We start from the raw sequence: 13,940 nt of genomic DNA, 5'->3' as shown, positions 1-13,940 counted from the left end.
CATAACCTGCTGAGGAAAGGACAGAATCGACGCATTCTAAAACCGGACTTATGCGACAACTATCTTGACGCGCACCGAGGCCGTCACCAAGGAACTTTTTGGAATTCCATAAAAGTTTTCCCGAGCCGATTTTTTGCGAAGGTCCGAGATGGGGCGACAGCACCTGGAGTGACAAAGTGTGAACCTTTCAGGCGGGCAAGATACTACGCTGGCTGGCGTCGGCCGGGTACGGCCACTAGCAGCCGGTCATAGGTAACCCAGAAGGAAATGCAAACGTGAACCTGATTAGATGGTGTAATAGTCTTGCCTCGGCATTTGGATTTGCTTGGGCTTACACATCGTACAAATATGACTGGTTGAATGTTGGCGGTGGTGAAAGTGATTTCAAAGAGTTCTGGATAATTGCCAGCGGCGTTCTTCCGTACATAGCACTGAGCATTTGGATCGTAGCTTTTGGAATTGTCGTTATTGAAGACTGGCGTCGTCCACGGTCTGTAGGCGCTCGTATAGAACGGGCCTCTATTACATTTCTATTGGCGCCGATCGTACTTTGCATAGCCCAATGGTATTTCAATGTCGGCTTTCCAAAGTTCCTAGTCCGATATTGATATGGTGCCTCGAAGGACCGAATACGAGGGTCCGCAACGGGGCGGAAGCCGACTGTGACTCTAAAAACGCAGGCTGTTCATTATTCTACAATGGCCCCAATCTTGAATGCCGTTGCCTAAGATTAGTCGCCGGATAGCGATGTCGATACCGGCTCAGCATCCCCCTGCGCAGCATCATGGCAGCAAACGCCAATCTTATTCCCATCCGGATCGCGAAAATATGCGCCGTAATAGTCCGGGTGATAGTGCGGCCGCAACCCCGGCGAACCTTCGCAGAAGCCGCCGTTGTCCAAGGCACTTGCATATGCGCGGTCGACCGCCGCGCGCGATGGTGCCAGCAGTGCAACCATCTGGCCATTGCCCGCTGCGGCCGGTTCGCCGTCGAATGGCGTGCCGATCAGGAACAGGGGGCGCGGAGCATCCTCCTTCATCCACCCCGCCCACGGCCTGGCCGCATCCTGGAACTTCAGTTGCAGCCCAAGCTCCTTCATGACCGCAGAATAGAATCGTAACGCCCGTTGAAAATCCGTGATGCCAATGAAAACATGGGAAATCAATCTAGCCTCTTCGCTGGTTGGCGTCAGTAACTTGGAGACGTAACGCGAAAAACCGTGTTACGTCCCAAGTATAGAAAAAACCGTGTTACGTCCCCGGTTTTGCGGCCGGTCAGAGCGCGCGGCCGTCGAACTGCTGGACGGGGATGGTGCTCAGGTCGATGTCTTCGAGGCAGCGGATGTTGATGGCGGCGACGGCGTTGCCCTTGGGGTCGGTGCCTTCACCGTACGGGTGGATGCCGCACACGGGACAGAAATTGTGCTTGATGACGTGCTTGTTGAACATGTAGGTGCTCGCCGCGTCTTCCGGCGTGAGCAGGTGCAGCTCCGCGCGCGGCACAAACCAGAGCAGCGAGCCTTTACGCTGGCAGATCGAGCAGTTGCATGCCAACGCTCCCTTGATTTCACCTTCGACTTCAAATGCGACTTTGCCGCAATGGCAGCTGCCTTTGTATTTCATGGGCCACTCCTGGAAATCTGTCTCTCGCGGGCCAGGCATCCTGGCGCCGTGTGAGGCAATAGGTTGATGGGACCCGGCCCGCGCCGCGGACCTGGCCGCGGCGTCAGATGCCGAGTTGACGAGCTGCTAATTCTTTCATGATTTCTTCCGCGCCGCCACCGATCATGGCCACTTTTACTTCACGATAGATACGCTCGCTCGCCATGCCCCGCATATAGCCCATGCCGCCCAGCGTCTGCACGGCCTGGTCGGCGCAAAATTGCATGGTCTGGGTCGCGTGGTTCTTGAGCATGCACACGTCGGCCACCCAGTCGGGCCCAGTCTGCTGGCGGTCGGCCCGCTCGGCTATGTTGTTGAGCCAGGCGCGGGTGGACTCGATCCGCATCTTCATGTCCACCAGCTTGTGCCGCACCACCTGGTGGTTGACCAGCGCGGCGCCGAAGGTCTTGCGCTCGCGGGCCCAGGCCAGCGCTTCGTCGTAGCAGCATTCGGCCATGCCCAGCGCCATCGCGGCCAGCGACATGCGCTCGCCGTTGAAGTTGGACATGACGATCTTGAGTCCCTTGCCTTCCTCTCCAATCAGGTTGGCGGCCGGCACGCGCACGCCGTCGAAGCGCAAATGGGCCGTGTCGGAACACAGCCAGCCCATTTTCTTCAGGCGCGCGCGCGACAGGCCGGCCGCGTCACCCGGCACGGCCAGCAGCGAGACGGCGCCCACGCCGCCGTGTTCCGCGCCCGTGCGCACGGCCACCGTGATCCAGTCGGCCCGCATGCCGGAGGTGATGAACACTTTTTCGCCATCGATCACGTAGCTGTCGCCATCGCGCCGGGCCGTGGTGCGCAGGGTGGCCACGTCCGAGCCGCCGCCCGGTTCCGTGATGGCCAGCGCGGCGATCTTGCGCCCGGCCAGCACGTCGGGGATCACGCGCTGCTGCAGCTCCAGGCTGCCGTGGCGCAGGATGGGCGGCAGGCCGATGGTGTGGCTGAAGGCGCCGGCCATCACGCCGCCGCTGCCGCAATGGCGCGACAGCGTGACCGACAAGGCATTTTTCAGGGCCCACGGCGCCGGCGTGCCGCCCAGTTGCTCCGGATAGCCCATGCCCAGCCAGCCCAGTTCGGCCAGCTTGCCGTACAGCGCGCGCGGGAATTCGCCGGCTTCTTCCCAGTCTTCCAGGTAGGGCCGGATCTCGGTCGCGGCAAAGCGGCGCGCGGCGTCTTCGATTGCGGCGATGTCGGCGGCGGTAAAGTCGCCGGGGTTAGTGCCACTCATGTGCGTCCTTCAGCTGTCGTTGACAAATAACCATGCTAGCCGAAGATGGTCGATAGGTCTAGACATGATGTCCAATACTGTGGCGTAATGGGCGCATGGGCGCCCGCGGTAACGGTTTGCGGGGCCAGGGCGCTACAATGGCGCCTGTCTTGGCCGCCGCCCGTCGCGCCGGCCCGTGTGCAATCCGAGAAAGAACAGCCAGATGCGATCCGTCACCCTCCGTCCGCGCAACGATGGCGCCGACAAGCCTTCCGCCACCATCGCCAGCGTGATCAGCGCCTGCGAACGTTTGCTGAACAAGGGCGAAAGCTTCACCACGCTGTCGATCGAGCAGCTGGCCAAGGAGGCCGGCATCGCCCGTGCCACGTTCTATCTGCACTTTCGCAACAAGGGCGAGATCGTGCGCCACCTGATGGCCCAGGTCGGGCGCGAGGTGCGCCACGCGGCCAAGGCCAAGCTGGCCAACCTGGACCAGTTCGGCCGCGCCGAGTTCCTGTCGTTCATGGAGGATACGATCGATATCCAGTACCGCCATCGCGCCGCCATGCGCGCCACGGTGGAACTGTCGGCCTACGATCCCGGCGTGGCCGAGATCTACCGCGGCCTTGTGAACGAGGTGGTGCACGACTTCCGCCGCATCATCGCCAGGCTGGAGGCGGCCGGCGGCGCCCATCCCGATGTGAAGCCGGAAGTGGCCGACATCCTGAGCTGGGCCACGGAGCGCAGCTGTGCCCAGATGCTGCGCGACGACGACACGCCGCAGCGCCGCCAGGAGATGGCGGAACTGCTGACGCACGTGGTGTGGAGCGCCATCGCCCGGCCCGCGCCCTTGCCTGCGCCGGGCGGCAAGGCCGGGCTGAGGTCCTGACTCAGGTCTTGAGCTTGATGAGCAGGTTCAGGAGCTTCATGGCGCGGCCCGTGTAGGGCGGCTGGAACAGCATCTGGATCGCCGACACGGGGCCCTGGTAGAACACGGGCCGCAGCTTGGAGAAGGTGTTGAAGCCTTCGCGTGAGTGGTAGTGGCCCATGCCGCTGGGCCCCACGCCGCCGAACGGCAGGTCGTGCTGGGCCACGTGCAGCAGCGCTTCGTTGACCGATACGCCGCCCGACATCACATGGGTGATGTAGAACTGCGCCAGCGCCTTGTCGTTGGTGTAGGGGTAGATGGCCAGCGGACGGTCGCGGCGGTTGATGTATTCGGCCACTTCCTTCTTGTCGCGGTAGGTGCGCACCGGCAGGATGGGGCCGAAGATTTCGCGCTGCGACAGCAGCATTTCCGGGGTCGGATTGAGCACGATGTGGGGCGCGAACTTGCGCAGCGCGGCGTCCGGCTTCTGGTCGCCGGCCAGGTTGACCAGGCGGGCGCCCTTGGCGCGCGCGTCCTCCAGCGTGTGGCCCAGGCGCTCGTAGGAGCGCTGGTCGATGATGGAGGTGAAGTCGGCGCCGTTGATGTCGGGATAGCGCTCGGCGAACAGCCGCGTGCAGTGGCCCACGAATTCCTCCACCGCCTGTTCCGGGATGAACACATAGTCGATGGTGGTGCAGATCTGCCCCGCGTTGAACAGCTTGACCCACAGGATGCGCTCGGCCGCCGTCTTGATCGAATAATCCGGCCCGACGATAGCGGGCGACTTGCCGCCCAGTTCCAGCGTGACGGGCGTGAGGTTGCGGGCCGCGTTGGCCATCACGGCGCGGCCGGTGGCGCCGGAGCCGGTGAACAGCAGGTGGTCGAACGGGATGGACGAGAAGGCCGGGCCGCGGCCATTGCCGTCTTCGAAGAACTTGAGCTTATCTTCGGGGAAGTAGTTGGGGCTGATGCGCATCAGCAGTTCGGCCAGGTGCTGCGAGTTTTCCGACATCTTGACCATGGCGCGGTTGCCTGCGGCGAAAATGGAGGCCAGCGGGCAGAAAGTCAGGTTGAGCGGGAAGTTCCACGGCACGATCACGCCCACCACGCCCAGCGGCTGCGGGATCACGCGGTTGGTGGCCAGCGGGTGCACCATGATGTCGATCTTGCGGCGCTGGGGGCGCATCCAGCCCTTGAGGTCCTTGATGGAATCCTTGATCGTTTCCAGCACCACGAAGAATTCGGCGAACAGGGTCTCGAATTCGGAGCGGTTGCCGTAGTCGCGGTTGATGGCGGCCACCAGCTCTTCGCGGTTTTCCTTGAGCATGCGGGCCAGCTGCTGCAGGTCGCGCCGGCGTTCGGCGTAGCTGGGTTCCGGGTGCACGTGATAGGCCGCGCGCTGGCGCTCGAAGCAGGACTGGAAGTCGGCCGGGATCTGGATCTGGTCCAGGTGGGAGGTGGGTGCGTTCATGTTCGTTCCTTCCTGTGTAAGGGTCAGGCGGGGGTGCGCAGTTCGCGGCGCAGGATCTTGCCTACGGCGGACTTGGGCAGCGCATCGACAAAGGCGATCTGCCGGGGGACCTTGTAGGCGGTCAGTTCCTTGCGGCAGAACTCCGTCAGCTCGGCTTCACTCAGCTGCGCTTGCGGCGCACGTACGACAAACAGCTTGACGGCCTCGCCGGTCTTTTCGTCCGGCACGCCCACGCAGGCGCATTCCAGCAGGCCGGGGCAGGCCGACGCCACGGCCTCGATCTCGTTGGGGAACACGTTGAAGCCCGAGACGATGATCATATCCTTTTTGCGGTCCACGATCTTGAGGAAACCGCGGCTGTCGAACACGCCCACGTCGCCAGTGCGGAAGTAGCCGTCGGCCGTGAAGGCGGCCGCGTTGGCTTCCGGCTGTTGCCAGTAGCCGCGCATGACCTGCGGACCCTTGACGCACACTTCGCCCGCCGCGCCGGGCGCCGCTTGGTCGCCGTTCTCGTCGAGCAGTTTGATGTCGGTGTCCGGCAGCGGCAGGCCGGTGGTGCCGGTGAAGGAGGTCACGTCGCCCGGCGTGAAGGTGACGATGGGGCTGGTCTCGGACAGGCCGTAGCCTTCGCGGATGAAGCGCCCGGTAATGGCCATCCAGCGCGCCGAGGTGGTTTCGATCACGGCCGCGCCGCCGCCGCCGGCCAGGCGCAGGCGGGAGAAGTCCACTTCGACTATGCGCGGGTGCGCCACCAGCCCCGCATACAGGGTGTTGACGCCCATGAAGGAAGTGGGACGGGCCGCCTTCATCACGTCGATGAAGCCGTCCATGTCGCGCGGATTGGGCACCAGCCAGTTGTGCGCGCCCACCGTGAAGAAGCTGAGGAAGTTCACCGTCAGCGCGAAAATATGGTACAGCGGCAGCGCCGTGACGATCACCTCGTCGCCCGGCACCACGCAGTCGGCCATGATGGCCTTGAACTGCTCGACGTTGGCGACCACGTTGCGGTGCGACAGGGCCGCGCCCTTGGACAGGCCGGTGGTGCCGCCCGTGTACTGCAGGAACAGCAGGTCCGCGCCCGTCAGCGCGACGGGCGCGAACGGCAGGCCGGCGCCCGCCTGCAGCGCGTCGGCCAGCATGACGGCGGAGGTCAGGCGCGCATCGACCGGCGGGCTGGGCATCTCGACGGCCGTGCCGTCGCCCGGGGTGGCGATGATGACGGTCTTGAGCGCCGTGCGCGGCATCACCTCGGCCACCGTCGCCGAAATGCCGCTGTAGGCGATGATGACCTCGACGCCGGCGTCGTTCAGCTGGTGCTCCAGTTCGCGCGGCGTGTACATGGGATTGACGTTGACCTGCACCGCGCCGGCGCGGGCTATGCCCAGGAAGGCGATCGGGAAGGCCATGAAATTGGGCGACATGACGGCGATGCGGTCGCCTTTTTTCACGCCCAGCGCCTGCTGCAGGTAGGCGGCAAAGGCGCGCGACTGGCGGTCGATGTCGGCGTAGCTCAGGGTCTGGCCCAGGCAGGTGAACGCGGGCTGGCCCGCGTAGCGCGCCATCGCTTGCTCCAGCATGGCGGTGACGGATGGATAGGCATCGGGGTCGATGTGGGCGGGCAGGGCGGTGCACTCTTGCATATTGCGGGTATCCTGTTGTTGTGATGACGGTGGATATGTCTCCAGAGTGAACGATTGTGGGGCACAAGGGCAAGACGCACCAGTGTTGATCGCGCCATTAATTTATCTTAAAATGCCACAATGAGCAGCCCAGCCACCTCCCCAGCCTCCCGCATGGCGCAGTCCGGGCCTGCCATACCGGCCGCCGGCAGTGCGCTGCCGTCCGCATGGTTCGAACCCTGCATCCATTCCGCCTACGTCCAGATCCTGGCTAAGTTCCTGCATGCGCGCGGGCTGGCCTTGCCGTGGCCGGTGTCGGGCCAGGGCAGGCTACTGCCGTTCCTCGACGTGCTGCCGCTGCTGGACGCGGTGCAGGCGGCGGCCAACCCGGACTTCGGCATCGAACTGGGCCTGGCGATACCGGCCGCGGCGCACGGGTTGAAAGGCATGGCAGCCATGTCCAGTCCCACGTTGTGGACGGCGATGGAAACGTTTGTGCGTTACGCCCATATCCGCGACCATCTGTTTCAGTACCGCTGCCAGCGCGCCGGCGGCTACGCCACGCTGGAACTGCATCCACGCGTGCCGCTGCACCAGTACACCCGCTTCCTGCAGGGAGCGACGGTGCATGCGACGTTCAATATCTTCCGCGCCATCGCGGACGAGGCGGCGCTGCGCCAGGCCATCGTCGTGCTGCCGTGGCAGGCGCCCGGCACGCCGGACGGCGCCGCCGCCAGCGCGTGGCAGGTGGAGTACGGCGGCAAGGTGCCGGCCATCCGCTTCCCGCTCCAGGTCGCGGACGAAGCGTCACAGACGGCCGACGCCGACCTGCATGCCCGCATGTGCAAGGCCGGCGACGAGGAGCTGACCCGGCTGGCCGGCAGCATAGGGGCGCGCGTGCGCCACCTGATGCATCAGGGGCAGCCGGCCTGGCCCACGCTGGCCGACATTGCCGGCCGCCTGGCGCTGTCGCCGCGCACGCTGGTGCGCCGGCTGGAGTCGGAAGACCTCAGCTACCAGCAGCTGCTGGACGAGGTGCGCAATGAGCTGGCGTGCTGGTATCTGCGCCAGTCGGCCCTGCCCATGAGCGACATCGCCGAGCGCACCGGTTTCAGCGACCAGGCCAATTTCAGCCGCGCGTTCGGGCGCTGGCAGGGGCAGACGCCGCGCGAGTACCGGCGCCGGTTCCAGGTCGAAGGGCAGGCCGCGCCATAAGGCCGGGCTGATACTGTGCCGCCCCATTCGCGGGCTGGCCGGCAGTGCAAAAGAAAACCTCAACTGTGTACCATGGCTTCGCCTCGCGCCAACGTTGTTTTATACCCAAAAATTGTATACAAAATCGGTTGACAATGAATCCACGCGAGCGCAATATCGCCAACAACAGGACTGCACACACCTTGGCAGCAACCTGGTTACGGCGATCGTCACCCGATCCCGTCTATCGCGGCCCGTTCCGCGGCGTCACACCAGCACCACCGAATACAAGCTTGAACCACGCGCCCGGCCGCAGCCGCGCGCGCAGCGGCACTCGAATTGAAATGCGTTCGGCCTTGGGCATGCCTTACGCGCAGTCGGTAGTACGTAACGCCCTACATAAAATAGATGGAGACAAAGTTCATGAATCACTTGTTGTTTCAGGTCGAGGATCGGCCGCCTTTATTCACTACAGTCCTGCTGGCCGCTCAGCATATGCTGGCCGCGCTGGGCGGCATCATCGCAGTACCGCTGGTAGTGGGGGCCGCCCTCAAACTGCCGGCCGACCAGATCATCACCCTGATTAACGCGGCGCTGCTCGGTTCCGGCATCGTCACCCTGATCCAGTGCAAGGGCGTGGGCCCGATCGGTATCCGCCTGCCATGCGTGATGGGCACCAGTTTCGCCTTTGTGGGCGCGGCCATCTCCGTGGGCCTGGAACACGGCGTGCCCGGCATCCTCGGCTCCTCGCTGGCCGGCTCCGTGGTGATGATCGCCGGTAGCTTCTTCATGCCCCAGATCCGCAAGCTGTTCCCCCATGCCGTCACGGGCGTGGTGGTCACCATGATCGGCCTGTCGCTGGTGCCGGTGGCGGTGGACTGGGCGGCCGGCGGTTTTGCGCCGGGTGCCGTGTACGGCGCGCCGCTCAACCTGGGCATCGCCGCCTTCGTGCTGGTCACCGTCATCATGCTGGTGCAGTTCGGTAAAGGCATCGTGTCCGCCGCCGCCGTGGTGATCGGCATGTTCGTCGGTTACCTGCTGTGCGTCTCGCTCGGCATGATCGATTTTTCGCAGGTGCGCAACGCCCAGGTGTTCGCCCTGCCGCAGCCGTTGCACTATGGACTGTCGTTCCCCGTGGCCGGCATCGTCGCCATGGGTGTGGCCTTCCTGGTGACGATGGTGGAAACGACCGGCACCTTCATGGCGCTGGGCGCGGCCACCAACACCAAGATGCGCGGCAAGACGCTGGCGCGCGGCATCCTGTGCGACGGCGTCGGTTCGGCCTTCGCCGCGCTGCTGTCGAGCCCTCCCGTATCGACCTTTGCCCAGAACGTGGGCGTGGTATCGCTGACCGGTGTGGCCAGCCGCCACGTGGTGGCGCTGACCGGCGTGATGCTGTTCCTGGCCGGCCTGTTCCCGGTGCTGGGCGCCATCGTCGTCACCATTCCCCAGCCGGTGCTGGGCGGCGCGGGCCTGATGATGTTCGCCATGATTATCTCGGCCGGCGTCCAGCTGCTGAGCCATGTGGAGCACACTAAGCGTAACGGCATCATCATGGCGGTGGCCATCGGCTGCGGCCTGGCCGTGACCGTGCGGCCGGACCTGCTGTCCAAGCTGCCCGCCTTCGTCAAGGAAGTATTCGGTTCCGGCATCACCGTCGGCGCGCTGGTGGCCGTGGCGCTGAACCTGGTGCTGCCCGAGCGTCCCGTCGAGCTGGACGACGATGATGAAGAGGACGTCCCCCAGGCTTTCCTGACGCAGGAGCGCGAAGCAGCTTAAACTAGCACCCTGCAACATTTTTCAAGGCCGGCAAGCGATTGCCGGCTTTGGCCATTCACATTGTTTCCGCAGTGCGCGTGCATTGTTTCCGCAGTGTTTTTTCATTCTTCTTATTTCGACAAAAAATGACTAAGACTCTCTTGATCAAGAACGCCCGCGTAGTGGTGACCATGGATGACGAACGGCGCGAGATCGCCGGCGGCGGTGTCTTCATCCGCGACAATGTGATCGTGCAGGTGGGACCCACCGCCTCGCTGCCGCAGGAGGCGGACGAGGTGATCGACGCCGCCAATCATGTGGTGATGCCTGGCCTGATCAACACCCACCACCATATGTACCAGAGCCTGACGCGCGTGATCCCGGCCGCGCAGAACGGCGAGTTGTTCAACTGGCTGACCAACCTCTATCCGATCTGGGCCAACCTGACGGCCGACATGGTGCATGTCTCCACCCTGACGGCGATGTCGGAACTGATCCTCTCGGGCTGCACCACCAGCAGCGACCACCTGTACATCTATCCGAACGACTGCCTGCTCGATGACAGCATTGAGGCGGCCCGCAAGATCGGCATGCGCTTCCACGCGGCGCGCGGCTCGATGAGCGTGGGCCAGTCCAAGGGCGGCCTGCCGCCGGACCGCGTGGTGGAGGAGGAGGGCGCGATCCTCAGGGATACCCAGCGCCTGATCGAGACCTACCACGACAGCAACCGCTACGCGATGGAGCGCATCGTGGTCGCCCCATGCTCGCCGTTCTCCGTCTCGCGCGACCTGATGAAGGAAGCGTCGGCCATGGCGCGCAGCTACGGCGTGTCGTTGCACACCCACCTGGCGGAAAACGCCAACGACATCGCCTACAGCCGCGAGAAGTTCAACATGACGCCGGCCGAATACGCCGAGGATTGCGGCTGGGTGGGTCACGACGTGTGGCACGCGCACTGCGTGCAGCTCGACGACGACGGGATCTACATGTTCGGCCGCACCGGCACTGGTATCGCCCATTGCCCGTGCTCGAACATGCGCCTCGCTTCCGGCATCGCGCCGATCCGCAAGATGCTGGACCAGGGCGTGTCCGTGGGCCTGGGCGTGGACGGCTGCGCCTCCAACGATTCCGGCCACATGCTGGGCGAGGTGCGCCAGGCCATGCTGCTGCAGCGCGTGGGCTACGGGCCGGACGCCATGACGGCGCGCCAGGCGCTCGAGGTGGCCACGCTGGGCGGCGCCAGGGTGCTCAACCGCGACGACATCGGCGCGCTCAAGCCGGGCATGGCGGCCGACATCGTCATGTTCAAGCTGGACCAGATCGGCTTTGCCGGCGCGCTGCACGACCCGGTGGCGGCGCTGGTGTTCTGCACCCCGTCCAACGTCAACTACAGCATCATCAACGGCAAGGTGGTGGTACGCGACGGCGTGTTGGGCACGGTCGACCTGCCGCTGGTGATCGAACGCCACAACCAGCTGGCACGGGAGCTGGCGCTGGCTACCGGCGCCTGAACCGGGGGCTGCCTGTGACGCCGCTGCCGTCAGGCGACGGCGGTACTGCCGTTAAGTTAGCGGTCTTGTCAATCGACGCTCCAAGAAAAAGGGGTACGTCCCCATTTCCAAGAAAAGGGGTACGTCCCCATTTTTGTCCACGAAGCCGGCTTGGAGGTTCCTTGACTTTACGGCGGTAGGCGCCGGCGGGCTACATCAGCAAGGCGGTGACCAGGTCGCGCCGTCCCTCGGCGGCGCTGCCGTCGAAACGCAAGGCCGCTTCCACATGGCTCAGGTGGTGCAGCATCAGGCTGGCGGCGCGCTCGGCGTCGCCGGCCTTGGCCGCCTCCAGGAAGGTGGTGTGCTCGTCCGACGAGCAGACGGCGTCGCGGTCCGACTGGTACAGCATGGTGATGAGGGTGCTGCGGCCCACCAGTTCGCGCACGATCTCCTTGAGCACGTGGTTGCCCACCACGTCGGCCAGCAGCACGTGGAAGTCGCCCAGCAGCTGCGAGCGTTCCTTGGAATTCTGGCCGCCGGCCAGGGCCTTGCGTTCGGCCTTCAGGTGCTGCTCGAGCATGCGATAGTCGGCCGGACGGGCCTTGGCCACGAACTCGCGCGCCAGCGCCCCTTCGATGATGCGGCGCGCCGCGAAGATGTCGCGCGATTCCGTTTCGCTGGGCTGGCTGACGAAGGCGCCCTTGTCGGGCACGATCTTGATCAGGTTGTCCTTGGACAGGATCAGCAGGGCGGCGCGGATCTTGGTGCGGCTGACCGAGTACAGCCGGCACAGCGCCTCCTCGCGCAGCTTGGTCCCGGGCGGCAGCTTGCGCGCGGCGATGGCTTCGGCGATGTGGTTGGCGATCTCGCTGGAGCTGGCGCCGCCGGTCTGGATATCGTCCGCGGTTGCTGGTGTGGTGCTCATAGGGTGGGCGATGGTGGCAGGTCGATGGCGTGCTGGCTGCGTAGTGGATGCTTGGTGGACGCTTAGTGAACGTTCTTTGCGCTGGCTTTTTCCTGCTGTACGAGGATGAACGGACTGACCACGACGGCCCACAGCTCGGCGTCCGACTCCAGCCAGCTCTGGGCCTGCTGGTCCGACACCTTGCCCACCAGGCCACTGTTCATCCACTGGCTGATATTGGCCTTGTCGTCATGCGAGATGCGCACGGCCACGTCGACCAGGTCCAGCGAGTTGGCCACCCACACCACGTTACCGGCGGCGAAATGCTTGAGCAGTTCAGTCCATGGCAGGCGGGCGGTTTCGCGGTTCACTTTGAGGCGCAGGTCGGTGTCGTTTTCAGGTTTGGTTTGCATACATGTTCTTCAGTAATGGATGTGGCCTGTGGCCGCATACGGTCATCGTATCCAGCGATCGCATAGGCGGCTGGATACGGTCATGGGATACGCCCATGGGATACGCACATGTTAACCGATCGCCCGGCCGTTGGCGATATCGGGACTGCGAAGATTGTTGATTGCTCAACTATCGGCCGCCGGCGCCACCTGTTCGATGCGCGGCTCGGGCGTGCCGTGCCAGCTCAGGCGATACACGTCCCCCTTGCGCACATTGCCCACCAGGGCCGGACGGAAGCAGGCCAGGTTGGTGCCCTCGGGCCGGCGCGCGCTGGGATAGATCACACCCATCGAGCCGGCGTCCAGCAGCCGGCCGGCCAGCTGCTGCGAGTCGATATAGCTGGCCGGGTCCAGGCAGCCGGCGTAGCGGGGCTGGGAGCGCAGGTCGTGGAAGCTGGCTGTGAAGTCGGCCAGCATGGTCTGGTAGTTCACGCTGTCGTCGAAACGGTTGATCTCCATGTACTCCACGGTCTTGTGGAAGCACACTTCGGCCAGCGCCGTTTCCACCTCGAAGGCGCAGTACCAGGCGCCGCGCAGGCCGTCGTTGAAGCGGCTGCCCTCCGGGCGGGCGTAGGTGAAGGCGGCGTTGATGATGCGGAAGTTGGGCACGCCGAACACCAGTTCGTCCATGCTGATGCCGGGCGCGCCGCCGTGCTGCGCCACCAGGCGCGCGTTGGTGGCGTTGTCGAGGTCGAACAGGTCGTGCAGGTGGTCGTCGTCCTCGGCCAGCGGCGCCAGCACCGAATCCTCCACGTCGGCAAAGCGCGACGGGAGCAGGCGGCAGGTGTCGAACTGGCGCAGCGTGGTCAGGGGAGGCGTGAGGCGGGGGATCAGGCTGACCGGCACTTACAGCCCTCCGCGGCGTGCGTCGAGCAGCTGGCGCACCGTCTGCATGGCCAGCAGGCCGCCGCCCAGCATGTGGGCCAGCGGGGTGCGGCCGCCGAAAATCTGGTTGGTGTTGGGCAGGCTGACCCACTCGTCGGCCAGCTTGTCGCCGTACAGGATGTGCAGCGCCTTGTAGATGCCCAACAGGTAGGAGATGCGCGTGATGCGGTCCACCTCCAGCACCCGTTCCGGATGCTTTTTCCACTCGTAGTAGGCGCTGGAAGAGAGCCCGCCCAGCAGTTCGCGGGCGTCGTCGTCGCGCAGGTTCCAGGCGGCGGCCAGCCGGAAGAAGCCCTTCAGGGCGGACTTGGAGAGGCGCTCGCGCTCGGCCTTGGCGTTCAGGTCGACCAGTACCGTGGGTTCGAAGCGGCTCTTGGGGTAGGCGTAGGTGGGATGCATATATCCTCCGTTTATGGATTCTTTATACT

The 13,940-nt window shown here is 64.6% G+C and carries 14 protein-coding genes; 5 read left to right on the top strand and 9 right to left on the bottom strand.

The window, feature by feature from the left end; translation table 11 throughout:
• The first annotated feature begins 275 nt into the window (after positions 1-275).
• Positions 276-608 (top strand): hypothetical protein, encoded by a 333-nt coding sequence (locus AC3WOS_RS19785; RefSeq protein WP_492717826.1) that lies wholly within the window; start codon positions 276-278, stop codon positions 606-608.
• A 122-nt stretch (positions 609-730) separates the two neighbouring features.
• Here AC3WOS_RS19785 and AC3WOS_RS19780 read toward each other — a convergent pair whose 3' ends face one another.
• The 3 genes from AC3WOS_RS19780 to AC3WOS_RS19770 all read right to left on the bottom strand — a co-directional run bounded on the left by AC3WOS_RS19780 (position 731) and on the right by AC3WOS_RS19770 (position 2,892).
• Positions 731-1,165 (bottom strand): VOC family protein, encoded by a 435-nt coding sequence (locus AC3WOS_RS19780; RefSeq protein ID WP_492717824.1) that lies wholly within the window; start codon positions 1,163-1,165, stop codon positions 731-733.
• Positions 1,166-1,274: 109 nt separating this feature from the next.
• Positions 1,275-1,622, bottom strand: coding sequence for a GFA family protein (locus AC3WOS_RS19775; protein ID WP_492717822.1), 348 nt, complete (start codon positions 1,620-1,622; stop codon positions 1,275-1,277).
• Positions 1,623-1,725: 103 nt separating this feature from the next.
• Positions 1,726-2,892: an acyl-CoA dehydrogenase family protein gene (locus tag AC3WOS_RS19770; RefSeq protein WP_492717820.1), complete on the bottom strand. Its 1,167-nt coding sequence runs from the start codon at positions 2,890-2,892 to the stop codon at positions 1,726-1,728.
• Positions 2,893-3,094: 202 nt separating this feature from the next.
• Here AC3WOS_RS19770 and AC3WOS_RS19765 point away from each other — a divergent pair, with 202 nt between their 5' ends.
• Positions 3,095-3,760 carry a TetR/AcrR family transcriptional regulator gene (locus AC3WOS_RS19765; protein WP_492717819.1) on the top strand — a complete coding sequence of 222 codons (666 nt, stop codon included), beginning with the start codon at positions 3,095-3,097 and terminating at the stop codon, positions 3,758-3,760.
• A 1-nt stretch (position 3,761) separates the two neighbouring features.
• On the opposite strand, the gene AC3WOS_RS19760 is transcribed toward AC3WOS_RS19765, so the two are convergent.
• Together AC3WOS_RS19760 and AC3WOS_RS19755 are read right to left on the bottom strand one after the other, a co-directional pair.
• Positions 3,762-5,210: a coniferyl aldehyde dehydrogenase gene (locus tag AC3WOS_RS19760; protein WP_492717817.1), complete on the bottom strand. Its 1,449-nt coding sequence runs from the start codon at positions 5,208-5,210 to the stop codon at positions 3,762-3,764.
• A 23-nt stretch (positions 5,211-5,233) separates the two neighbouring features.
• Positions 5,234-6,850: an AMP-binding protein gene (locus tag AC3WOS_RS19755; protein WP_492717815.1), complete on the bottom strand. Its 1,617-nt coding sequence runs from the start codon at positions 6,848-6,850 to the stop codon at positions 5,234-5,236.
• 120 nt (positions 6,851-6,970) lie between these two features.
• Here AC3WOS_RS19755 and AC3WOS_RS19750 point away from each other — a divergent pair, with 120 nt between their 5' ends.
• The 3 genes from AC3WOS_RS19750 to AC3WOS_RS19740 all read left to right on the top strand — a co-directional run bounded on the left by AC3WOS_RS19750 (position 6,971) and on the right by AC3WOS_RS19740 (position 11,292).
• Positions 6,971-8,044 carry a helix-turn-helix transcriptional regulator gene (locus AC3WOS_RS19750; protein WP_492717813.1) on the top strand — a complete coding sequence of 358 codons (1,074 nt, stop codon included), beginning with the start codon at positions 6,971-6,973 and terminating at the stop codon, positions 8,042-8,044.
• A gap of 402 nt (positions 8,045-8,446) precedes the next feature.
• Positions 8,447-9,802: a nucleobase:cation symporter-2 family protein gene (locus tag AC3WOS_RS19745; RefSeq protein ID WP_492717812.1), complete on the top strand. Its 1,356-nt coding sequence runs from the start codon at positions 8,447-8,449 to the stop codon at positions 9,800-9,802.
• Positions 9,803-9,927: 125 nt separating this feature from the next.
• A complete protein-coding gene (locus tag AC3WOS_RS19740) occupies positions 9,928-11,292 on the top strand; it encodes an 8-oxoguanine deaminase (protein WP_492717811.1) in 1,365 nt (454 codons plus the stop codon).
• A gap of 190 nt (positions 11,293-11,482) precedes the next feature.
• Here the strand turns inward: AC3WOS_RS19740 and AC3WOS_RS19735 are convergent, their stop codons facing one another.
• The 4 genes from AC3WOS_RS19735 to AC3WOS_RS19720 all read right to left on the bottom strand — a co-directional run bounded on the left by AC3WOS_RS19735 (position 11,483) and on the right by AC3WOS_RS19720 (position 13,911).
• Positions 11,483-12,196, bottom strand: a complete 714-nt coding sequence (locus AC3WOS_RS19735; RefSeq protein WP_492717810.1) for a GntR family transcriptional regulator — start codon at positions 12,194-12,196, stop codon at positions 11,483-11,485.
• Between the two features lie 62 nt (positions 12,197-12,258).
• Positions 12,259-12,588 (bottom strand): DUF2288 domain-containing protein, encoded by a 330-nt coding sequence (locus tag AC3WOS_RS19730; protein ID WP_492717808.1) that lies wholly within the window; start codon positions 12,586-12,588, stop codon positions 12,259-12,261.
• Between the two features lie 165 nt (positions 12,589-12,753).
• On the bottom strand, positions 12,754-13,473 hold the full coding sequence (locus AC3WOS_RS19725) for an RES family NAD+ phosphorylase (protein ID WP_492717807.1): 720 nt from the start codon (positions 13,471-13,473) through the stop codon (positions 12,754-12,756).
• Positions 13,474-13,911, bottom strand: coding sequence for an antitoxin Xre/MbcA/ParS toxin-binding domain-containing protein (locus AC3WOS_RS19720; RefSeq protein ID WP_492717805.1), 438 nt, complete (start codon positions 13,909-13,911; stop codon positions 13,474-13,476).
• Positions 13,912-13,940 lie beyond the last annotated feature (29 nt).

The organism is Rugamonas sp. FW305-51 (assembly GCF_058786935.1).
The sequence above is the reverse complement of the archived record's forward strand: the minus strand, read 5'-3'. Positions and strand labels throughout refer to the sequence as shown.

Bases quoted from the DNA above. Each gene is read 5' to 3' on its own strand.
- AC3WOS_RS19735 (WP_492717810.1), bottom strand. From the start codon at position 12,196: ATGAGCACCACACCAGCAACCGCGGACGATATCCAGACCGGCGGCGCC.
- AC3WOS_RS19760 (WP_492717817.1), bottom strand. From the start codon at position 5,210: ATGAACGCACCCACCTCCCACCTGGACCAGATCCAGATCCCGGCCGAC.
- AC3WOS_RS19750 (WP_492717813.1), top strand. From the start codon at position 6,971: ATGAGCAGCCCAGCCACCTCCCCAGCCTCCCGCATGGCGCAGTCCGGG.
- AC3WOS_RS19730 (WP_492717808.1), bottom strand. From the start codon at position 12,588: ATGCAAACCAAACCTGAAAACGACACCGACCTGCGCCTCAAAGTGAAC.
- AC3WOS_RS19765 (WP_492717819.1), top strand. From the start codon at position 3,095: ATGCGATCCGTCACCCTCCGTCCGCGCAACGATGGCGCCGACAAGCCT.
- AC3WOS_RS19720 (WP_492717805.1), bottom strand. From the start codon at position 13,911: ATGCATCCCACCTACGCCTACCCCAAGAGCCGCTTCGAACCCACGGTA.
- AC3WOS_RS19775 (WP_492717822.1), bottom strand. From the start codon at position 1,622: ATGAAATACAAAGGCAGCTGCCATTGCGGCAAAGTCGCATTTGAAGTC.
- AC3WOS_RS19755 (WP_492717815.1), bottom strand. From the start codon at position 6,850: ATGCAAGAGTGCACCGCCCTGCCCGCCCACATCGACCCCGATGCCTAT.
- AC3WOS_RS19745 (WP_492717812.1), top strand. From the start codon at position 8,447: ATGAATCACTTGTTGTTTCAGGTCGAGGATCGGCCGCCTTTATTCACT.
- AC3WOS_RS19740 (WP_492717811.1), top strand. From the start codon at position 9,928: ATGACTAAGACTCTCTTGATCAAGAACGCCCGCGTAGTGGTGACCATG.
- AC3WOS_RS19770 (WP_492717820.1), bottom strand. From the start codon at position 2,892: ATGAGTGGCACTAACCCCGGCGACTTTACCGCCGCCGACATCGCCGCA.